This is a genomic window from uncultured Serinicoccus sp. (genome assembly GCF_947500995.1).
Classification (GTDB): Bacteria; Actinomycetota; Actinomycetes; order Actinomycetales; family Dermatophilaceae; genus Ornithinicoccus.
This window is the reverse complement of the sequence record NZ_CANMUA010000001.1, coordinates 657,316-678,735: the sequence shown is the minus strand read 5'-3', so window position 1 is coordinate 678,735 and position 21,420 is coordinate 657,316. Positions and strand designations below refer to the sequence as shown.

The 21,420-nt window shown below is 73.9% G+C and carries 14 protein-coding genes and 1 tRNA gene; 11 read left to right on the top strand and 4 right to left on the bottom strand.

Features of this window, described 5'->3' with window-relative positions; all coding sequences use genetic code 11:
• Positions 1-42: 42 nt before the first annotated feature.
• Positions 43-2,769, top strand: coding sequence for a type I DNA topoisomerase (gene topA / locus Q0967_RS03005; RefSeq protein WP_298749067.1), 2,727 nt, complete (start codon positions 43-45; stop codon positions 2,767-2,769).
• A gap of 12 nt (positions 2,770-2,781) precedes the next feature.
• Here topA and Q0967_RS03000 read toward each other — a convergent pair whose 3' ends face one another.
• Positions 2,782-3,984: a PLP-dependent aspartate aminotransferase family protein gene (locus Q0967_RS03000; protein WP_298749066.1), complete on the bottom strand. Its 1,203-nt coding sequence runs from the start codon at positions 3,982-3,984 to the stop codon at positions 2,782-2,784.
• Between the two features lie 146 nt (positions 3,985-4,130).
• On the opposite strand from Q0967_RS03000, the gene Q0967_RS02995 reads away from it, so the two are divergent.
• The 7 genes from Q0967_RS02995 (at position 4,131) to Q0967_RS02965 (ending at position 15,000) form a co-directional block, all read left to right on the top strand.
• The gene (locus tag Q0967_RS02995; protein WP_298749064.1) at positions 4,131-4,676 is read left to right on the top strand and encodes a winged helix-turn-helix domain-containing protein; all 546 of its coding nucleotides are present in this window, start codon (positions 4,131-4,133) and stop codon (positions 4,674-4,676) included.
• Positions 4,677-4,775: 99 nt separating this feature from the next.
• Complete coding sequence (locus Q0967_RS02990) at positions 4,776-10,061, top strand: cell wall-binding repeat-containing protein (protein ID WP_298749063.1); 5,286 nt, start codon at positions 4,776-4,778, stop codon at positions 10,059-10,061.
• Between the two features lie 82 nt (positions 10,062-10,143).
• Complete coding sequence (locus Q0967_RS02985; protein ID WP_298749062.1) at positions 10,144-10,653, top strand: Lrp/AsnC family transcriptional regulator; 510 nt, start codon at positions 10,144-10,146, stop codon at positions 10,651-10,653.
• A gap of 43 nt (positions 10,654-10,696) precedes the next feature.
• Positions 10,697-11,461: a MerR family transcriptional regulator gene (locus tag Q0967_RS02980; protein ID WP_298749112.1), complete on the top strand. Its 765-nt coding sequence runs from the start codon at positions 10,697-10,699 to the stop codon at positions 11,459-11,461.
• A gap of 106 nt (positions 11,462-11,567) precedes the next feature.
• On the top strand, positions 11,568-12,233 hold the full coding sequence (tmk, locus tag Q0967_RS02975; RefSeq protein WP_298749061.1) for a dTMP kinase: 666 nt from the start codon (positions 11,568-11,570) through the stop codon (positions 12,231-12,233).
• Positions 12,230-13,393: a DNA polymerase III subunit delta' gene (locus tag Q0967_RS02970; RefSeq protein WP_298749060.1), complete on the top strand. Its 1,164-nt coding sequence runs from the start codon at positions 12,230-12,232 to the stop codon at positions 13,391-13,393. The genes tmk and Q0967_RS02970 overlap by 4 nt, the downstream gene beginning before the upstream one ends.
• Positions 13,394-13,419: 26 nt before the next feature.
• The gene (locus tag Q0967_RS02965; RefSeq protein WP_298749059.1) at positions 13,420-15,000 is read left to right on the top strand and encodes an alpha/beta hydrolase; all 1,581 of its coding nucleotides are present in this window, start codon (positions 13,420-13,422) and stop codon (positions 14,998-15,000) included.
• A gap of 107 nt (positions 15,001-15,107) precedes the next feature.
• On the opposite strand, the gene Q0967_RS02960 is transcribed toward Q0967_RS02965, so the two are convergent.
• The 3 genes from Q0967_RS02960 to Q0967_RS02950 all read right to left on the bottom strand — a co-directional run bounded on the left by Q0967_RS02960 (position 15,108) and on the right by Q0967_RS02950 (position 17,600).
• A tRNA-Thr gene (locus tag Q0967_RS02960) sits at positions 15,108-15,181 on the bottom strand.
• Between the two features lie 155 nt (positions 15,182-15,336).
• Positions 15,337-16,860 (bottom strand): hypothetical protein, encoded by a 1,524-nt coding sequence (locus Q0967_RS02955; RefSeq protein WP_298749058.1) that lies wholly within the window; start codon positions 16,858-16,860, stop codon positions 15,337-15,339.
• Between the two features lie 221 nt (positions 16,861-17,081).
• Positions 17,082-17,600: an inorganic diphosphatase gene (locus tag Q0967_RS02950; RefSeq protein WP_298749057.1), complete on the bottom strand. Its 519-nt coding sequence runs from the start codon at positions 17,598-17,600 to the stop codon at positions 17,082-17,084.
• A gap of 91 nt (positions 17,601-17,691) precedes the next feature.
• Here Q0967_RS02950 and Q0967_RS02945 point away from each other — a divergent pair, with 91 nt between their 5' ends.
• From Q0967_RS02945 to tilS, 3 genes are read left to right on the top strand one after another with little or no spacing between them, the layout of a single operon-like run.
• Complete coding sequence (locus tag Q0967_RS02945; protein ID WP_298749055.1) at positions 17,692-19,209, top strand: D-alanyl-D-alanine carboxypeptidase/D-alanyl-D-alanine-endopeptidase; 1,518 nt, start codon at positions 17,692-17,694, stop codon at positions 19,207-19,209.
• Between the two features lie 46 nt (positions 19,210-19,255).
• Positions 19,256-20,389, top strand: coding sequence for a zinc-dependent metalloprotease (locus tag Q0967_RS02940; RefSeq protein ID WP_298749054.1), 1,134 nt, complete (start codon positions 19,256-19,258; stop codon positions 20,387-20,389).
• Between the two features lie 4 nt (positions 20,390-20,393).
• Positions 20,394-21,392 carry a tRNA lysidine(34) synthetase TilS gene (gene tilS, locus Q0967_RS02935; protein WP_298749053.1) on the top strand — a complete coding sequence of 333 codons (999 nt, stop codon included), beginning with the start codon at positions 20,394-20,396 and terminating at the stop codon, positions 21,390-21,392.
• Positions 21,393-21,420: the final 28 nt, after the last annotated feature.

Sequence of the window (21,420 nt, the reverse complement as noted above, 5' to 3'; positions counted from 1 at the left end):
AGGTCGCGACGAATCCGCGGCACACGGGGCGAAGGAGATCCTGTGGCACCTGGCACCAAGTTGGTCATCGTCGAGTCCCCGGCGAAGGCGCAGAAGATCGGCGAGTACCTCGGCAAGGACTTCCGGGTCGACGCGAGCGTCGGGCACATCCGGGACCTGCCAAACCCCTCCGAGCTCCCCGCCGACATGAAGAAGGGGCCCTACGGCAAGTTCGCGATCGCCGTCGACGACGGCTTCGAGCCCTACTACGTGGTCGACGCGGACAAGAAGAAGAAGGTCTCCGAGCTCAAGCGGGCGCTCAAGGACGCCGACGAGCTCTTCCTGGCGACCGACGAGGACCGCGAGGGGGAGGCGATCGCCTGGCACCTCCTCGAGGTCCTCAAGCCCAAGGTGCCGGTGCGCCGCATGGTCTTCCACGAGATCACCAAGGAGGCCATCCAGCGCGCCGTCAACGACACCCGCGAGCTGGACACCCACCTCGTCGACGCCCAGGAGAGCCGTCGCATCCTCGACCGGCTCTACGGCTACGAGGTGTCGCCCGTGCTGTGGCGCAAGGTCAAGCAGGGGCTGTCGGCCGGCCGCGTGCAGTCGGTGGCGACCCGGCTGGTGGTGGAGCGCGAGCGGGAGCGGATGGCCTTCAGGGTCGCGTCCTACTGGGACGTCGAGGGGGAGTTCGCCCCGGGCGGCAACAGCGGCCAGGGCTTCGAGGCCAAGCTCACCGGGATCGACGGGTCCAAGGTCGCCAGCGGTCGCGACTTCGCCGACGACGGCACCCTGAAGACCGCTAACGCGGTGCAGCTGGACGCCGCCGCGGCGGAGGCGATCGCCGCCGGCACCCGCGAGGCCGACGTCGTGGTGCGGGAGGTCTCCGAGAAGCCCTACACGCGCCGTCCCTCGGCCCCCTTCACCACCTCCACCCTGCAGCAGGAGGCCTCCCGCAAGCTGCGGATGAACAGCCAGAGCACGATGCGCACCGCGCAGCGGCTCTACGAGAACGGCTACATCACCTACATGCGGACCGACTCGACCAACCTGTCGAGCGGCGCGGTGAGCGCCGCCCGCAGCCAGGCGCGCGACATGTACGGCGCCGACTTCGTGCCGGAGAGCCCGCGCGTCTACGGCAAGAAGAGCAAGAACGCGCAGGAGGCGCACGAGGCGATCCGCCCCGCCGGCGACTCCTTCCGCACCCCGGCGCAGGTGGCCGGCGAGATCCGCGGCGGGGAGTACGCCCTCTACGAGCTCATCTGGAAGCGGACCATCGCCTCCCAGATGGCGGACGCCAAGGGGTCGACCGCCAGCGTCAAGCTCACCGCCACCCTGCCCGAGGGCACGAGCGCGGGCGGCACGGCATACTCCAGCGCGCAGTTCTCCGCCTCCGGCACCGTCATCACCTTCCGCGGCTTCCTCGCCGCCTACGAGGAGGGCCGCGACGAGAGCCGCTACGGCGACGACAGCGCCATGGGTATGCGGTTGCCCAGGCTGAGTGAGGGCGTCGCGCTGGAGACGCTGCGGGCCGACGCGCAGGGCCACCAGACGAGTCCGCCCGCCCGCTACACCGAGGCGACGCTGGTCAAGGCGCTGGAGGAGCGCGGGATCGGCCGGCCCTCGACCTACGCGGCGACCGTCGGCACCATCCAGGACCGCGGCTACGTCCACAGCCGCGGCTCTGCGCTGGTGCCGACCTGGCTGGCCTTCGCGGTGACCCAGCTGCTCGAGCAGCATTTCCCGCGGCTGGTCGACTACGACTTCACGGCGTCCATGGAGAGCGACCTCGACAAGATCGCCCACGGCGAGGAGCAGCGGGTCGCCTGGCTGCAGCGCTTCTACTTCGGCGACCAGGCGAGCTCGACCGAGGGGCTGCGCGACCTCGTCGCCGACCTCGGGGACATCGACGCCCGCGCCGTCTCCGCGGTGACGACCGGTGACGGCACGGTGGTGCGGGTCGGGCGCTACGGCCCCTACGTCGAGCTGCCCGGCGAGGAGGGCGAGACGCCGCGCCGCGCGACCGTGCCGGACGAGATCGCCCCGGACGAGATGACCGCGGCCAAGGCCGAGGAGCTGCTCGCGGCCGCCGCGGACGACGGGCGGGTGCTCGGCACCGACCCCGAGACCGGCCGGGAGATCGTCGCCAAGAACGGCCGCTACGGCCCCTACGTCACCGAGGTCGTCGAGGACGAGGAGGGGGAGACCAAGGGCGCCAAGAAGAAGGCCAAGGTCAAGCCGCGCACCGGCTCGCTCTTCGCCGACATGGACCTCGCCACCATCGAGCTGGACACCGCGCTGCGGCTGCTCTCGCTGCCGCGGGTCGTCGGCCAGGACGCCGAGGGCGTGGACATCACCGCGCAGAACGGCCGCTACGGGCCGTACCTCAAGAAGGGCACGGACAGCCGCTCGCTGGAGACCGAGGCACAGATCTTCGACATCACCCTCGAGGAGGCGCTGGCGATCTACGCCCAGCCCAAGCAGCGCGGGCGCGGGGCCGCCAAGCCGCCGCTGGCCGAGTTCGGCGAGGACCCCGTGTCGGGCCGCAAGGTCGTCGCCAAGGACGGCCGGTTCGGGCCCTACGTCACCGACGGGGAGACCAACGCGACCCTGCGCCGCGGCGACGACCCCGAGACGCTGACCGAGGAGCGGGCCTTCGAGCTCATCGCGGAGAAGCGCTCCAAGGGCCCGACCACCCGCAAGAAGCCGGCGACGAGGGCGAAGACCACGCGCAAGGCCCCGGCGAAGAAGAGCTCCACCGGCCGGGCGTCGACGAAGAAGTCCTGAGCCGCCCGCGCCTCAGACCGACGTGGTCACGGGGCGCTCGTCGGGCACGAGCGCGGCGAGCGCCTGCTCGAGGTCGTCGATGAGGTCCTCGGGGGCCTCGAGGCCCACGGACAGCCGGAGTATGCCGGCGCCCGGCCGGGCCTCCGCGGCCACCGGGCGGTGGGTGAGGGCGGCGGGGTGCTGGACGAGGGAGTCCACGCCGCCGAGGGAGACGGCGTGGGTGATGAGCCGGCAGCCCTGCGCCACGGCTGCGGCTGCCTCGTAGCTGCCGAGGTCCAGGGCGAGCACGGCACCGGGGCCGGCCATCTGGCGGCCGATGAGGCGGCGCGGGTCGCCGTCCGCGCCGGGGTAGAAGACCTCCCGCACCGCGGGGTGGCCGCGCAGCCACCGGGCCACCACCTGGGCGCCCTCCTGCTGGGCCCGCACCCGCAGCGGCAGCGTCTGCAGCCCGCGGTGCGCGAGGTAGGCCGACAGCGGGTGCAGGACGGCGCCGGTGACGGCGCGCACCGGACGGATCCGCCGGGCCCACGCCTCCGAGGTCACCACGGCACCGGCGAGGACGTCGCCGTGCCCGGCGAGGAACTTGGTGACCGAGTGCAGGACGATGCTCGCGCCCAGCTCCAGCGGCCGCTGCAGGACCGGGGTGGCGAAGGTGTTGTCGACGAGCACGGGCACGTCGCCGGCGGCGGCGACCACCTCGCGCAGGTCGACCAGGTCGAGGGTGGGGTTGGCCGGGGTCTCCACGACGACGAGCCCGGTGTCCGCCTCGATCGCCGCGCCGACCCCCTCGGGGTCGGTCCAGGTCACCCGGGTGCCGAGGATCCCGGTGGCCAGGAGGTGGTCCGAGCCGCCGTAGAGGGGGCGCACCGCGACGACGTGCGGGGTGCCGGCTCCGGTGCACGCCAGGAGCACGGCGCTCAGCGCCGCCATGCCGGAGGCGAAGGCCACACCGGCCTCGCCGCCCTCGAGCTCGGCCAGGGCCTCCTCGAAGCGCGCGACCCCCGGGCTCCACAACCGCTGGTAGACCGCGCTCTGGCCGTCCAGGCGCGGTCCGCCTCCGGCCATCTGGTCGTAGGCCTCCCCACCGGTCTCGACGTCCGGCAGCGGGTACGTGCTGGACAGGTCGATGGGGGGCACGTGCACCCCGAGCGCGGTGAGGTCGGCGCGCCCGGCGTGGACGGCGCGGGTGTCGAGGTCGGGGCGAGGCAGCGGCATACCCCCATGATGGGGAAACTGCGGGTGGCAGTCAAGAACGCCACAGGATCAGCGGAATCATGTCCGGATCCAGACGTATCGTGCGCCAAGGACGGTCTTGGCCCGCAGGTCGTGACACCGGGCCCGGCCGCCGCTAGGGTTCGGCCATGGGGGTCACTCACCTCGGGGACGTGCGCCCCGTCCCGGGCCCGGACGCCGGTCGGTCCATGGTGCTCGTCATCGCCGCCACCCGGGCCGAGCGCGAGCGGCTCCTCGCCCGACTTCCCGACGGGGTCTGCGTCGTCCTCGCGACGAGCAGGCAGCACGCCGCCACCCTGCTCGGCTCGGGCGCCGCGGAGCTGGGCTGCCGCGAGGTGCCGGGCGCGCCCCGGCCGGCGGTCGTCCTCGACCCGGAGGCACGCACGGTGGTGGCCGGGGGCCGCGCGGTGCGCCTGACCCCCCTGGAGTACGACGTCCTCGCTCTCCTCGTCTCCGACCAGGGGCACGCGTGGTCCATCCAGGAGCTCTCCCGCGACGTGTGGGGGACGTCCTTCGTGGGGGACGGCGAGCAGGTCCGCTCGGTGATCAAGCGCCTGCGGCGCAAGGTGGGCGGGGCCCGGCTGCCGCTGACGGTCGAGACCGTCCGGGGCTGCGGCTTCCAGGCCCGCACCCTGACCGTCACCGCGCCGACGGGTGCGTCCGCCGGCGGCTGACACTGCCCGACGATTGCCCCACGCCGGTCGTTGTGGCCCGCCCCGGTGCTGCCTACCGTCAGGTCATCCGATCGAGGCAGGACGCGCTGGGAGGCCGACATGGTTCAGGCAGGGGTATGGCGCAGGGCAGTCGCGGGGATCAGCATGCTGGGGGTGGTGCTGGCGGGGGCGGCGACGACGGCGCCTGCGCTCGCGGCACCGGCGCCGGGCGCCGAGGCCAAGATCGAGCAGGCGGTGCAGGAGGAGCTCGAGACGCAGGGGAGGACCGACTTCTGGGTGCGGCTGGAGGAGCGCCCCGACCTCACGCAGTTCGAGGGGGTGCGGGACTGGGCCGCTCGCGGCCAGGGGGTGTACGACGCGCTCACCAGCACCGCGACCGCCAGCCAGGCGGGGGTGCGCGCCAAGCTGGACGCCGAGGGCGCGACCTACGAGACGCACTGGATCACCAACGCGGTGCACGTGACCGCCGGGTCGGAGGACCTCGCGCTGGCCCTGGCAGGGCGCTCCGAGGTCGAGGGGATCTACCCGACCCGCACCTACGACGTGCCCGAGGTGCGCCCGGTGGAGCCCGCGGCGGTCGGTCCGGCGGCGGTCGAGTGGGGGATCGCCGACATCAACGCCGACGACGTCTGGAGCGAGTTCGGCGTCACCGGCGAGGGCATCGTCGTCGCGACCATCGACACCGGCGTGCAGTACGACCACCCCGCGCTGGTGGAGCAGTACCGCGGGAACAACGGCGACGGCACCTTCGACCACGACTACAACTGGTTCGACGCGGCCGGGGTCTCGCCCGAGGAGCCCGTCGACGTCGACGCCCACGGCACCCACGTGACCGGCACCATGGTCGGCGACGACGGTGGCGACAACCAGGTCGGCGTCGCCCCAGGCGCCCGGTGGATCGCCGCCAACGGCTGCTGCCCCTCCGACGACGCGCTCATCACCAGCGGGGAGTGGATGCTCGCGCCGACCCGTGTCGACGGCAGCGACCCCGACCCCGCCCAGCGGCCGCACGTCATCAACAACTCCTGGGGCTCGGGCATACCGTCCGACGACCCGTTCATGGAGGACGTGTCGCTCGCCTGGGCGGCCGCCGGCCAGTTCGGGGTCTGGGCCAACGGCAACATCGGTCCGGGCTGCGAGACCTCGGGGTCGCCAGGGAGCCTGGTCGTCAACTACTCGGTGGGCAACTACGACGCCGCGCACCAGATCGCCGACACCTCCAGCCGCGGCGCGGGCCAGGACGGGGAGACCAAGCCCAACGTGTCGGCGCCCGGCACCGCCGTGCGCTCCTCGGTGCCCGGCAACGACTACGCCGCGTTCTCCGGCACGTCGATGGCCTCGCCGCACGTGGCCGGCTCGATCGCCCTGCTGTGGTCGAGCGCGCCGCTGCTCGTCGGTGACCTCGAGGCGACGAAGGACCTGCTGGACGGCACCGCCGTCGACAGCCCGGACGACCAGTGCGGGGGCACCGACGAGGACAACAACGTCTTCGGCGAGGGACGCCTGGACGCGCTCGCGCTCGTGGAGTCCGCCCCTCGCGGCGACACCGGGTTCGTCGAGGGCACCGTGACCGACGCCGCCTCCGGCGACCCGCTGGGCCGGGCGCAGGTGAGCCTCGACGGCCCGCTGGAGCGTGAGCTCACGACCGACGCCGAGGGCAGGTACCGCGCCCTGGTGACCTCCGGCGACTACGCCGTGACCGCCTCCAGCTTCGGCTGGGTCTCCGAGAGCACGGAGGTGACCGTGCCCGTGGACGGCACGGTGGTGCAGGACTTCGCTCTCGACCGGGCGCCCACGGGCACCCTGAGCGGGACCGTCGGCGACGGCTCCGGCCAGGGGTACCCGCTCTATGCCAAGGTCTCCGTCGGGGGCACGGCGCTGACGACGTTCACCGACCCGCTCGACGGGAGCTACGCGCTGGACGTCCCGCTGGGCACCCCGGTCGTGGTGCGGGTCGAGGCGCAGTACCCCGGCTACACGGTCGTCTCCGAGGAGGTGTCGCTCGAGGGGGACGAGACCCTGGACGTGAGCATGCTGGTCGACGTCCTCAGCTGCGTCGCGAACGGGTATGCCGCCAGCTCCACCGGCCTGACCGAGTCCTTCGACACCCTCGAGCTGCCGGACGGGTGGACCGTGGAGGACAACCTCGGCAACGGCCAGGTGTGGACCTTCGACGACCCGGGCGGGATGGGCAACCTCACCGGCGGCGAGGGCGGCTTCGCCGACGTCAACAGCGACTTCTACGGCCCGGACGGCAGCCAGGACACCTCCCTGGTCTCCCCGGTCGTGGACCTCACGGGGCAGACCACCCCCGTCGTCGCCTTCAACCACTTCTACGTCGAGCTCGGTGACACCGCCGACCTCGACGTCAGCATCGACGGTGGCGACACCTGGACCACGGTGAAGACCTACACGGGTGAGCAGATCGAGGTCAGGGACACCGTGCCCCTGCCGATGGCGGCCGGACAGAGCCAGGTGCAGGTGCGCTGGCACTTCTACGACGCCAACTGGACGCTCTGGTGGCAGGTGGACGACGTGCTGCTCGGCAGCATGGCGTGCGACCCGGTCGGTGAGGGCGGGTACGTCGTGGGCACCGTCACCTCCGGGGTCGACGACGACCCGGTCAGCGGCGCGACGGTGACCAACCTGGACTCCGGCGACTCCGGCATGAGCAAGGACACCCCGGCGGACGAGGGGCAGGACGACGGTTTCTACTGGCTGTTCAGCTCGCTGGCCGGAACGCACCCGTTCGAGACGACCGCCCGCAGCTACAGCCCGGGGCGCCAGGACGTGGGCGTGCCCGACGAGGGCGCGGTCCGCGCCGACTTCACGCTGGAGGGTGGTGTCCTCACGGTGGACCCGGGGTCGGTCGCGACCGACGTCCTGCTCGGTGAGGCGCAGACCCGCGACCTCACGGTGAGCAACGAGGGCACCGGCACCGCACAGGTGGAGCTGCGGGAGGTGGGCGGTGACATGACCATCCTGCGTGCCGACGGCTCCCGCTCCTCCGCCTCCGCCGCCCGGGCTGCCGAGGGGGCGCCGGTGCGGACCGCCGACGTCGAGACCTCCTTCGGTGCGGCGCCCGGGGCGGGGCAGTCCTCCCCGTCGCCCCGCGCCCCCCAGGAGGAGCCGTGGACGGAGCTCACGCCCTACCCGACCGGGATCATGGACCACCGGGTCGTGGCCCTCGACGGCCAGTGGTACGTCGTGGGCGGCAGCGACGGCATGGAGCCGACGGACGCCGTCCACCGCTACGACAACGCCACGATGGAGTGGACCGAGGTGGCGCCGCTGCCGATGAGGGTCAACGCGCCGTCGGCCGGCGTCGTCGGCGGGCAGATCGTGGTGTCCGGCGGGTGGGACGAGGCCGGCGCGACGACCGGTGCCACCGTCGTCTACGACGCCGGCGCCGATGCCTGGACCCAGGTGGCGGACAACCCGTCCGCGGTCTCGGCCGCAGGTCACGGTGTCCTGGACGGGCGGTTCTACACCGTCGGTGGGTGCACCACCGGCGACTGTGCGCCGGCCTCGGCCGCCGTGACGGCCTACGACCCGGGGTCCGACTCCTGGGAGGTGTTGGCGGACTACCCCGAGGAGGTCGCCTTCGCCGCGTGCGGTGGTGCCGAGGGCCTGCTCTACTGCTCCGGTGGCGTCGACCCCGACAGCGGTTCCAGCTCGGCGGCCACCTACGCCTACGACCCGGCGGACGACGCGTGGTCCCCGGTCGCGGACGCGCCGAGCGACCACTGGGCGGCGGCCTACGCCGCGGCCGCCGGTCAGCTGGTCGTCAGCGGCGGCGTGCAGCAGGGCGACCTGTCCAACGAGACCTTCGGCTATGACCCGGCGACCGATGCCTGGGTCGACCTGCCGAACGCCAACGTGCCCAGCTACCGCGGGGCCGGCGCCTGCGGCTTCGTCACGGTGGGTGGGACCGACGGGGGGACCGTGCTCGATGTGGTCGAGCTGCTGCCCGGGTTCGACGAGTGCTCGGACGCCGGGGTGGACGTGCCGTGGCTCTCGCTCTCCCGGACCGAGTTCACCCTCGAGCCGGGGGAGTCGGTGACCGTCGAGGTGACGACCGACGGTGACGTGGCCCAGCCCGGTGCCTACACCGCAGGGGTCCGCGCCACCGGTGGCGTGGCGGGCAGCGACCCCACCGCGGAGGTGGCGATGACGGTCCGGCCGCCGGCGACCTGGGGCAAGCTGACCGGCCTCGTCGAGGGGGAGGACTGCGAGGGCGCCACGGACCCGCTCGGCGGGGCCGTCGTGGACGCGACCCCCGAGCGGGCCGACCAGCCGCGCTGGCGGATGGTCACCGACACGGACGGCTCCTACGCCCGGTGGATCGACACCCGGGTCGGTGACCTGGAGCTGCTCGCCTCCGCCGCGGCGCACCTCAGCGACAGCGCCACGGTCAGCCCGCGACGCGGTGAGGTGGTGGAGCAGGACTTCGCCCTGCTCCACGAGGACTGCGGCACGCCGCCCGGGCCGGTCCACCCCGAGGTCGAGCGGATCGCGGGGGAGGACCGCTACGGCACCGCCGTCCTGCTGTCGCGGACCTTCGACCCGGGGGTGGAGGCGGTCTTCGTCGCCACCGGCGACGACTACCCGGACGCCCTGGCGGCCGCCGCGCGGGCCGGCAGCATCGGCGCGCCGGTGCTCCTCACCAAGCCCGACCGGCTCCCGGCGGCGACCGCCGGTGAGCTGGAGCGGCTCGACCCGCAGGAGGTCGTCGTCCTCGGCGGTGACGGCGCGGTCGAGGACGCCGTCGTCGAGGCGATCGAGGAGTCGGCCCGGGTGGACGTCCGCCGACTCGCCGGGAAGGACCGGTACGGCACGGCGGCACTCATCGCGGCCGAGGTCGGCACGGCGGACACGGCCTACGTCGCCACCGGACGGGACTACCCGGACGCGTTGGCCGGGGCGGCCCGAGCGGGCCGCTCCGACGCCCCGGTGCTCCTCGTGCGGCCCGACGCGGTGCCGGCTGCGACGGCGGCGGCGCTCACCGACCTCGGCGTGGAGGAGATCGTGCTGCTCGGTGGCGACGGCGTCGTCGACGACGAGGTCGAGAGCGCGCTGGAGGAGTGGGGTGAGGTCACGCGGGTGGCCGGCACGGACCGGTATGCCACGGCCGCGCTGCTGGCCGGGGCGGACGACACCCGGGCCCAGGTGTTCCTCGCCTCGGGGCAGAACTGGCCGGACGCGTTGGCCGGGGCCGCGGCCGCGGGCACCGTGGACGCGCCGATGCTGCTGGTCCGCCAGGCCTCCGTCCCCCCGTCGACCTGGTCGGCGCTCGGGCGTCTCCAGCCGGCGCTCGTCAGCGTCCTCGGTGGCGACGGCGCCGTCGCCGACGACGTCCTGGAGCGGCTGCGGACCCTGGAGTGAGCACCGCCTGACCGGCAGCCCGACCTGGCCCTCGCCCGGTCGGGCTGCCGCGTCTGCGCGGCGGACGGCATACCCTGACCTCGTGCCGAAGAATCCTCGTGACGACAAGCCCCTCGACGACACCGACCAGGCGCTGGTGCGTCTCCTCGAGCTGGACGGGCGGATGTCCAACGCGATGCTGGCCCGCGAGGTCGGCGTCGCCGAGTCCACCTGCCTGGTCCGGGTGCGGTCGCTGCGCGAGCGTGGCGTCGTGCGGGGCATCCACGCCGACATCGACCCGGTGGCGGTGGGCAGACCGGTCGAGGCGATGATCGCCATCCGCTTCGGCGGGCACCGGCGCGCGAACTTCGAGGAGTTCACCCGCGAGGTGCCGCAGCTGCCGGGGGTGCTGGGGGCCTTCCACGTCTCCGGGGCCATCGACTACTACGTGCACGTGGCGGTCCCGAGCGCCGACGCCCTGCGCGACTTCGTCCTCGACCACCTCACCAACCGGCCCGGGGTCCTGCACGCCGAGACCAGCCTCATCTTCGAGTCGCTGCGCGGGCACGGGACCATGACCGCCGCCGACGAGGCCCCTGCAGAAGAGGCTTGACCCTCACGCTCCGTGAGGCTGCACGCTGGGGCACGTGACGCAGATGACGGCGCAGGAGACGTGGACGGTCGGCCAGGTGGCCGCCGAGGTCGGCGTGAGCATCCGCACGCTGCACCACTACGACGAGATCGGTCTGGTGGTGCCGGGTGGGCGGAGCCTCGCCGGGTACCGGCTCTACACCGTGGGTGACCTCACCCGGCTCCAGCACGTCGTCGTCTACCGCCGGCTCGGGTTCGGGCTGGAGGAGATCGCCGAGCTGCTGCAGCAGGACGCCGACGTCACGGCGCACCTGCGGCGGCAGCGGGCGAGCGTCACGGACCGCATCGGGCAGCTGCAGGAGCTGACCCGGTTGATCGACGCAGCACTGGAGGACGAGATGAGTGGCAACCAGGTCAGCCCCGCCGAGCTGAGGGAGATCTTCGGCGACGGCTTCGACGACGACTACGCGACCGAGGCGGAGCAGCGCTGGGGTGACACCGACGCGTGGCAGCAGTCGTCGCGGCGCACCCAGGGCTACTCGGTCGAGCAGTGGCAGCAGGTCAAGGACGAGCAGGACGACCTCAACGCCCGCTTCGTCGCGGCCATGCGGGCCGGTCACGCAGCGGGGTCCGAGGTGGGCACGGCGCTCGCCGAGGAGGCCCGCCAGCAGATCTGCCGCTGGTTCTACGACTGCCCGCGGGAGATGCACGCCGCGATCGCGCAGATGTACGTCACCGACCCCCGGTTCACCGCCTCCTACGAGGAGATCGCCCCGGGGCTGGCGCAGTACGTCCACGACGCGGTCGTGGCCAACGCCGCCCGCGGCTGAGGTGAGGTCGCCGGCCACCGAGGGGTGGCCGGCGACCCTTTGGCGCGCTGCGCGGTGCGCTGTGGACGACGGCGGGCCTGTCGCCCCCGTCCCGTAGGCTGCCCACGTGACCGAGCCGACCCCGCCCAGCGCGACCGGACGCGGTCGTGGGCGGGGTCTGTTCATCGCCGTCGAGGGCGGCGACGGGGCCGGGAAGTCGACGCAGTCCGCCCGGCTGGGGCAGTGGCTGCAGGAGCAGGGGTATGCCGTGCTCCACACCCGCGAGCCCGGCGGCACGGCGCTGGGGCGCACGCTGCGCGAGCTGGTGCTGCACGGCGAGGACGGGTCGGTGTCGCCGCGCGCGGAGGCCTTGATCTTCGCGGCCGACCGGGCCCACCACGTCGCGACCGTCGTCCGCCCGGCCCTGGAGCGCGGCGAGATCGTCATCACCGACCGCTACCTCGACTCCTCGGTCGCCTACCAGGGGGCGGCGCGGGCCCTGGGCCACGACGAGGTGCGCGAGCTCTCGCTGTGGGCGACGGAGGACCTGCTGCCGGACCTGACCGTGCTGCTCGACGTCAGCGCCGAGCGGGGCCGGGCCCGTCGCGGTCGGGTCCACGACCGGCTGGAGCGGGAGGCCGACGACTTCCACGACCGCGTCCGTCAGGGCTTCCTCGACCTCGCCGCGCGCGCGCCGGAGCGCTACCTCGTGCTCGACGCGCACCACGACGCCGGCCGGTTGGCCGAGCAGGTGCGCGCCCGTCTGACCCCGCTGCTGGAGGGGGCACGGTGAGCGTCTTCACCCAGCTCGTGGGCCAGCCGCGCGTGGTGCAGACCCTGCGGCGCGCCTCCGGCGACCCGGCGTCCATGACGCACGCCTGGCTGTTCACCGGCCCCCCCGGGTCGGGGCGGTCGGTGGCCGCGCGCACCTTCGCGGCGGCGCTCCAGTGCGAGGAGCAGGCGGGTGGGCCGGAGCAGGTGGGGTGCGGGCGGTGCCAGCCGTGCCGGATGGTCATGGCCGGCAGCCACCCGGACGTGCGCATCGTCGACACCGAGCAGACCTTCATCAAGGTGGACGAGGCGCGCGCGCTGGTGCTGGAGGCGCAGGCCCGACCGAGCCTGGGGCGGTGGCGGGTCATGGTCGTCGAGGACGCCGACCGGCTCAACGACCACTCGGCCAACACGCTGCTCAAGTCGCTGGAGGAGCCGACGGCGCGGACGGTGTGGATGCTGTGCGCCCCCTCCCTCGAGGACGTCCTGGTGACGATCCGCTCGCGCTGCCGGCACGTGCGGCTGGGCACCCCGTCCGCGGGCGCGGTCGCCGACCTGCTCATCGAGCGCGACGGCATCGACCCGGCGATGGCGCACTACGCCGCGCGGGCGGCGCAGAGCCACATCGGCATCGCCCGACGCCTGGCGACCGACGAGCACGCGCGGGCCCGCCGCCGGGAGATCACCGGCATACCCCTGACCCTGGGCTCCCTGGGGGACGCCCTGCGCGCGGCGCAGGACCTCGTCGACGAGGCCGGGGAGGGGGCCAAGGCCACCTCGGCGGACCACGCCGAGGAGCAGCGGCGCGAGCTGCTGGAGCAGCTGGGTGCGGACGCCTCGGCGCGGACCCACCCGCCCTCGGTGCGCGCCCACCTGCGTCGCCTCGACGACCGGCTCAAGGCCGAGGCGAAGCGGCAGCAGCACGACAGCATCGACGCGGCGTTGACCGACCTCGCCTCGGTCTACCGCGACGCGCTGCTCGTGGCGACCGGCGCGTCCGTGGGCCAGATCAACGCCAGCGAGCCGGAGCAGATCGAGCGGCTCGCGCGTTCCTTCACACCAGAGGGTCTGCTCGGGGCGCTGGAGACCATCGGCGAGGCGCGCCAGCGGCTCATCGCCAACGGCGCGCCGCTGCTGGTCCTGGAGGCCATGATGATTGGGTTGCTCTTGCCCCGGGGGTGAGACCAGACGGGAAAGGGACACACCACGTGCGAACCTCGATGACGGCCAGGGCGGTCGCCGGACTCAGCGCGCTCGCCCTGCTGGCGGCGTGCAGCGACGACACGCCGGACCCGGCGACCCCCGAGGACGGCGGGGCGACCTCGTCGCAGGACGCGGGGGAGGGCGGTGAGGCGGTCGCCACCTCGACCCCGGCCGCCGACGAGGCGCCGGAGGGCCTGGAGGACTACTACTCCCAGGAACTGGTGTGGAGCGCCTGCGAGGGCGACTTCGAGTGCTCTTCCCTCACCGTCCCGCTGGACTACGCCGAGCCGCAGGGGCAGACGATCGACCTCGCCCTCCTACGCAGCCCGGCCGGCGGAGAGGCGCAGGGGTCGCTGGTGGTCAACCCGGGCGGCCCGGGTGGCTCCGGCGTCGACTACGCGATGAGTGCCGGTATGTCGATCTCCGCCCCGGTGCTCGAGGCCTACGACGTCGTCGGCTTCGACCCCCGGGGTGTCGCCCGGTCCGCGCCCATCACCTGCTTCGACGACGCGCAGATGGACGAGTTCCTCTCCGCCGACCCCTCCCCGGACGACGCCGCCGAGGAGCAGGCGTCCCAGGAGCTCGTCGAGGAGTTCGCACAGGCGTGCGGCACCAACGCCCCGGACCTCATCGGGCACGTCTCCACGGTGGAGGCCGCCCGGGACATCGACGTGCTGCGAGCGGCCCTGGGCGACGAGGAGCTCACCTACCTCGGGGCGTCCTACGGCACCTTCCTCGGCGCGACCTACGCCGCGCTCTTCCCGGACCGGGTGGGGCGCCTCGTGCTGGACGGCGCCATCGACCCTGAGCTCACCGGCCTGGAGATGGGGCTCGGGCAGGCCGAGGGGTTCGAACGGGCCACCCGGGCCTACGTCGAGGACTGCGTGGCCGGCGGGGAGTGTCCGCTGGGCTCGGACGTCGAGTCGGCGATGGCGCGGATCCCCGCCTTCCTCGACGAGCTGGACTCCGCCCCGCTCCCGGTCGGGGACGACGCGGCCGGCGAGCTCACCGAGGGCTGGGGGATGTACGGCATCATCGTCGCGATGTACGACCAGAACGCCTGGCCGGTCCTGTCCCAGGCCTTCGACCGCGCGTTCCAGGGCGACGGCACGCTGCTCATGTACCTCGCCAACCTCTACGCCTCGCGCGGCAGCGACGGCAGCTACGACGGCAACGGCATGCAGGCGATCTACGCGGTCAACTGCCTCGACCGGCCGGCCGGTTCCGACGGCGAGGACCTCGACTCCGAGGCGGTGGAGCAGCAGTTCGAGGAGGTGTCCCCCACGTGGGGGCGCTACCTCGCCGGTGAGGGTGCGTGCGAGTACTGGCCGGCCGAGGCCAGCGAGACCGTGGAGGACTACTCCGCCCAGGGAGCCGACCCGATCCTCGTCATCGGCACCACCCGCGACCCGGCCACGCCGTACGAGTGGGCCGAGGGGCTCGCGGACACCCTCGACTCCGGCGTGCTGCTGTCCTACGACGGCGACGGGCACACGGCATACGGCCGCTCCAACGACTGCGTCGACGACGCGGTGGACGCCTACCTGCTCGAGGGGACCGTCCCGGCGGACGGCACCACCTGCTGATCGGGCCCGGACCTGCTGGACGTGCGGGTCCGGGATGCGTATGACGTGGCCCCCGACGAGCGACGCCCCCGACCGGTGGGTCGAGGGCGTCGGAGGTGGTGCAGCGGAGCCGCCTGGGGGAATCGAACCCCCGACCTATTCATTACGAGTGAATCGCTCTGGCCGACTGAGCTAAGGCGGCGCGTCGCCCGCCGGGCAACTCGACGAGGATACCCGACCGGGTCGAGGCCTCCCAAACTGCCGACCCCCGGCGACGGGCTCCGTGGAGTCCGTCGCCGGGGGTCGGCAGGTGGCGGGGGAGCTGCGGGTGCGGCACCGGTCACCGCACCCCGCGGCTCACTCCTGGTCGGCGACCATCCGCAGGGTGAAGCGGCTGTCGCCGCCCTCCTCGGTGACGTTCGACATGCCGACCGCGGCGAGCTTCTCGAGCGCCGTGCGGGCGTTCTCGTCGGTGACCTGGGGCAGGTAGTACTGCTCGAAGGGCGCCACGTCGACGAAGAAGGTCGACTGCGCCTCACCCGCGTCGGCGACCGCCCGGGTGAAGAGCTCGGTGTCACCCAGCGTCTCCTCGCCGCCCTCGCCGACCGCGTCGACGTAGGACTGGTCGGTGCCCAGCGAGAGCGTGCCGTCGTCCTCGCGGACCACGAGCACGCCGGCGCCCATGCCGTTGTCGTTGAGCATCTCCTGGGCCCGAGCGGTGTCGGTCGTGGCGCGGTAGACCAGGGGGAGCTCCGGCACCGAGGGGTCGGTCTGCGAGATGCCCGTCACGGCGTCCACGATGCCCGGCCCCACGGCCAGGGTCATCGACTCCCCGAGCAGGACCTTGAGGTCGTCGGGGAGGGAGAAGCCCTGCTCGGCCGCGGCGTCCGAGGCCTGCTGCAGCTCCTCGGCGTAGTCCTCGCTGTAGAGGTCCCACAGCGACTGGACCATCTCGTCGCCGTGCTCGAGGGACATCGCCACGGCGGTGTCGGCAGGGAGCTGGGTGACGAGGTTGTCGGCGTTGCCGCCGGCGGGCAGCGACTCCATCCCGGTGACGTCCCGGCTGATGCCGTGCATCTCGATCGCGTCCGCGGTGAGCCGCACCGTGGCGGCCATGCGCCCGGCGACCTCGGGCCGCTCGGCCCCCATCCCGAGCTGGTCTTGGGTCGCCTGCAGGCTCGGGTCGTAGGCCGCGGGGTCGATCTCGTCGGTCTGCGCGAGGTCGGCCCACATCGCCATGACGCCCGGCTCGCCCAGGTCCTCCATGTCGGTGGTGAAGTTCTCGTTGTCCGCCAGGGTGCCGGCCTCGGCGGCGGAACGGACGGCGTCGATGGTGTCGGCCTCGCTGAAGACGACGTAGTCGCTCTCGAGGTAGTAGCCGACCTCCTCCGAGCTCTCGGCGACGTGCTCGTCGAGGAAGGCCATCGCGGCGTCGCCGTCCTTGACCTGCAGAGCGACGGCGACGACCGGCTCCTCACCCTCGCCCGCACCCATGACGACCATCCCGGCGCGGTCCCCGAGCCAGGGCTCGATGTCCTCCTCGAAGGACACGTCACCGGGGACGTCGCCCTCCTTCTCGATCTGCTCCCACACCCACTCGCGCCACTCGCCGTTGGACAGGCGCTCGTCCATCTCGGAGTCGAGGCCCTGGAAGAAGCGCACGGCGGCGACCTTCTGCCCCGCCGAGGGGTCCAGGTCGACCTGCGCGTAGGCCGCGACCTCGCCCGGCAGGACGCTGTCCGGGCGGTCGCCCCCGCCCCCCATCATGAGCGCGAACGCCGTGCCACCCCCGACGACGGCAGCCGCGGCGACACCCCCGCCGATGAGCAGCCACGGCGTCTTCCGCCCGCCCTCGTCGACCTCGCCGGTCGTCTCGTTCACCGTTGTCATCGAAATCCCCTGTCGTGTGCCGCGGTCACTCCGCGGGCGTCGTCATCGCCGGCCGGTGGCCCGTGCGGGAGCCATGGTACCGCGCGCGGCACGGGTGTCCGCCCCGTACACCGCTACGACGACGGGCGGGCACCGATGGTTCCGGGCGGCGGGACCGGGGGCGGCCCGAGGCGCGCGGCGCGACCCCGCCCGGCGGCGTCAGGGGTGGTGCCTCAGTGCTGCGGCATGGGCCAGCGCGCGGTCGACATGCCCTCGTCCTTGGCGCGCTTGACGGCCTCGAGGTAGCACTGCTCGGCCTCCTCGCGGCCGGCCCAGTGCGCGCCCTCGACGGACTTGCCGGGCTCGAGGTCCTTGTAGACCTCGAAGAAGTGCTGGATCTCCAGCCGGGTGTGGGTGCCGATGTCGTCCAGGGTCTGGATACCCATCTTGCGCGGGTCCTCGGCGGGCACGCAGATGATCTTGTCGTCGCCACCGGCCTCGTCGCGCATGTGGAACATGCCGATCGGTCGGGCGAGCACCAGGCAGCCGGGCCAGGTCGGCTCGTCCAGGAGCACCAGCGCGTCCAGCGGGTCGCCGTCCTCGCCGAGGGTCTCCTCGATGTAGCCGTAGTCGGCGGGGTAGCGGGTCGCGGTGAAGAGCATGCGGTCCAGCCGGATCCGGCCGGTCGCGTGGTCGACCTCGTACTTGTTGCGGCTGCCCTGCGGGATCTCGATCGTCACGTCGAACTGCATCTGCTGCTCTCTCTGGCTCGGGGACGGCATAGGCTCGGCCCCCAGTGTCCCTCATCCTGGGGGTCCGGGACGACGGAGGTCGAGCACGTCGGTGGAAGGTCTGCGCAGCACCCCCCGCCTCAGCACACGGTATGCCCTCGCCGGGGTCACCGCGCTCGTGGTGGCCCTCGGCGCGCTCGCGCCCGGTGCGGGCGACCCGCGCGCCACCGCGGTCGAGCAGGCGGGCGCCACGCAGGAGCCGCCGGCGCAGGACGGGGCCGGCAGCACGGCGGACGCCGCGCCGTCCCCGGGCGAGGTGCGGCCGCGGATCACGCCCGCCACGGAGCCCCTCGGGCCGGTCACCGCGGCGCCGGTGCCGGACCGCGGCGCCGTGTCCGGGCAGATCAGCGACGAACTGGACAGCACCTGGCTGGGCGGCACGACGCGGCGCGCCGTGGCCATCCGGGACGCGCTCACCGGCGAACCGTTGGGCGACCGCTACTCCTCCCGGCTGGTCACCCCCGCCTCGACGACCAAGCTGCTCGCCGCCGCGGCGGTCGTCACCGGGCTGCCGGGGAACCACACCTTCACCACGCGGGTGGTCGCGGGCGCCGACCCGGGTGAGGTGGTCCTCGTCGCGGGCGGGGACATGCTGCTCGCCGACGGGGACGGCGACCCCGAGGCCGTCGCCGGGCACGCCGGGATCGCCGACCTGGCCGCGCAGACCGCGGCCTCGCTCGGGTCCGCGCAGGGGTCCGGTGAGGCCCCGGAGGGGCCGGTGCGGGTGAGCCTGGACCTGACCTACGTCGAGGGCCCGCACGCCATGCCCACGTGGATCGACCGCTGGCTCGAGGAGGGCTACGCCGGCCGCATCGTGCAGATCGGCCGCTCGGTGGACCGCGCCCGGCCCTTCAACCCCTCACCCCGGGCGCCCGAGCAGCAGGTGGCCCGGGTGTTCCGGGAGGCGCTCGCGGAGGAGGGCGTCGACGTCGAGGGTGCCGGGGACGACGACGCCCGCGCGGCGGAGGTGCAGGTGGCGGACGACGCCCGCGAGCTCGCCACCGTGGAGTCCGCGGCGGCCCGCGACGTGCTGGCCCTGGCGCTGGCGACCAGCGACAACGCCATGGTCGAGCAGCTGGCCCGGCAGGCCGCGGTGGCCGACGGCGAGGCGGCCGACCAGGAGTCGGTCACCGCCTGGATCCGCCGGACCATGGTCGAGGACTACGGGCTGGACATGACCGGCGTGCGCATCACGGACGCCAGCGGGCTCTCCGACGGCACGCTCATCCCGGTCGCCGCCGTCGCCGACGTCCTCGTGGCCGGCGCCGACGGCTCCCACCCCCGGCTGCAGGAGGTGCTCGCCGCGGGCGGCCTGCCGATCGCCGGCTACACCGGCACCCTCGCCACCCGGTTCCACCTCGACGTCCACGACCCGGCGGTCGGCAACGCCCGCGCCAAGACCGGCACCCTGCCCGGGGTCAGCTCGCTCGCGGGCACGGTCGTGACGCGCGACGGGCGCCTGCTCGTCTACGCCCTGACCGCGGACGACATCGACCAGGGCGCGGCCGCGATCGAGGCGGCCTCGGTGCTCGACGAGGTGGTCGCCGACCTCGCCCGGTGCGGCTGCTGAGCGTCCCGGGTCGCCGCGGGGGCGCGCGAACGCATACCGTCACCGCATGAGCGACCATCCCGCCACCACCGACGACGCTCCCCTCGACGACGTGCGGGGCAGCGCCCTCGTGGACTGGGACTTCGCCGCCGCGGCCGCCGCGCGGCTGGCGCCCCCCGGGCCCAGGGCGAGCCGGCGCGAGATCACCGAGCTGGTCGGCGACCTGCGGTCCGCCGCGGCGCGGGCCGTGGACCCGGTCGCCACGACCGCCCGGCTGTCCACCCCTCCCGGCACCCCCGAGGCGCTGGTCGTCGACCGGGCGGGCTGGATCCGGGCCAACTGCGCCTCGATGGACGCCATGCTCGCTCCCGTCCTCGACGAGGTCGTGCGCAAGAAGCGGGCCGCCGACCGGGCCCGGGCGCAGCGCGCCGGCCGGGAGCTGCCGGACCTCGGCGCCACCTCGCAGGCCATCTCGGCCAAGGTCACCGGCACCGAGGTCGCCGGTCTGCTCTCCTGGATCTCGACGAAGGTGCTGGGCCAGTACGACCTCTCCCCGCAGGGCACCCCCTCCCTCATGTTCGTCGCGCCCAACATCCTCGCGGCCGAGCGCGAGCTCGGGGTGGACCCCGGGGACTTCCGGCTGTGGGTCGCCATGCACGAGGAGACCCACCGGGTGCAGTTCACCGCGGTGCCCTGGCTGCGCGAGCACCTCATCGAGCGGGCCCGCAGCATGGGCACCCGGATCATGCCCGAGCCGGAGGACCTCGGTCAGCGGCTGCGGGAGATCGCGGCCGCCCTGCCCGGCGTCGTCCGTGGCGAGGTGGACATCACCCAGGTCGTCGCCACGCCCGAGCAGCGGGAGAAGCTCGCCGAGGTCACCGCTGTCATGTCCCTGCTCGAGGGTCATGCCGACGTGGTCATGGACGAGGTCGGCCCCAGCGTCATCCCGTCGGTGGCCGAGATCCGCCGCCGGTTCACGCAGCGGCGCAAGGGCGCGGGCAACATCGACACGCTGCTGCGCCGGCTGCTGGGCATGGAGGCCAAGATGCGGCAGTACAAGGACGGCGCGATCTTCGTCCGCGCGGTCCAGGACCAGGTCGGTGTGGAGGGGTTCAACCACGTCTGGACCTCGCCGGAGACCCTGCCCCGGCCGACCGAGATCGCCGACCCGCAGGCGTGGGTCGCCCGCGTCCACGGCTGAGCCGGTGCCCGGACCGCCCCCGGCCCTGGCGGAGGCCCGTGTCGCGGTGCGCCGGTGGCTGGACGGCAGCGGCCTGGAGCCGGGGGCACGGGTGCTGCTCGCGTGCTCCGGCGGGGCCGACTCGCTGGCGCTGACGGCGGCGACCGGCTTCGTCGCCCCCCGCGCGGGGTATGCCGTCGGCGCCGTCGTCGTCGACCACGGGCTGCAGCCCGGGTCGGCGGACGTGGCCAGGGAGGCCGCGGACCGGTGCCGGTCGCTGCTCCCCGGCGGGTCGCCCGTGGAGGTGGTCCCGGTGGTGGTGCCGTCCTCGGGCGCCGGTCCGGAGGCGGACGCGCGGAGGGCGAGGTATGCCGCGCTGGCCGACGGCGCGCGACGGCTCGGCGCCGCCGCGGTGCTGCTGGGGCACACCCGCGACGACCAGGCCGAGCAGGTCCTGCTCGGCCTGGCCCGGGGGTCCGGCGCCCGCTCGCTGGCGGGCATGGTCGCCCGTCGACCCCTGGGCGAGGGCCTGCTGCTCGGCCGGCCCCTGCTCGGGCTCTCCCGGCAGCAGACCGCGGACGCCTGCGCGGTGCTGGGCCTGGCGCCCTACCGGGACCCGCACAACGAGGACCGCCGCTTCGCCCGGGTCCGGGCGCGGCAGGCGCTCGCGCAGCTCGAGGGCGACCTCGGCCCCGGCCTGGCCGGCAACCTGGCGCGATCCGCCGACCTGCTGCGCGACGACGCCGACGCGCTGGACGCGCTGGCGGACACGGCATACCTCGACCTGGGTGAGCAGCCGTGGGGAGCCCCGGCCCTGGCGGTGCTGCCCCGGGCGGTCCGCACCCGGTTGTGGCGGCGGGTGGCGCTCGAGCAGGGCAGCCCCGGCACCGACCTCACCGGGGAGCACCTGCGGGCCGTCGACGCCCTCGTCACCGACTGGCGCGGGCAGGGACCGCTGCACCTGCCGGGCGGGGTCCGGGCCGCCCGGACGGGGGAGGGGGTGCGGCTGCACCGGGAGGCGTAGTTGGATGGGGTCCGACGCGGGTGCGTGA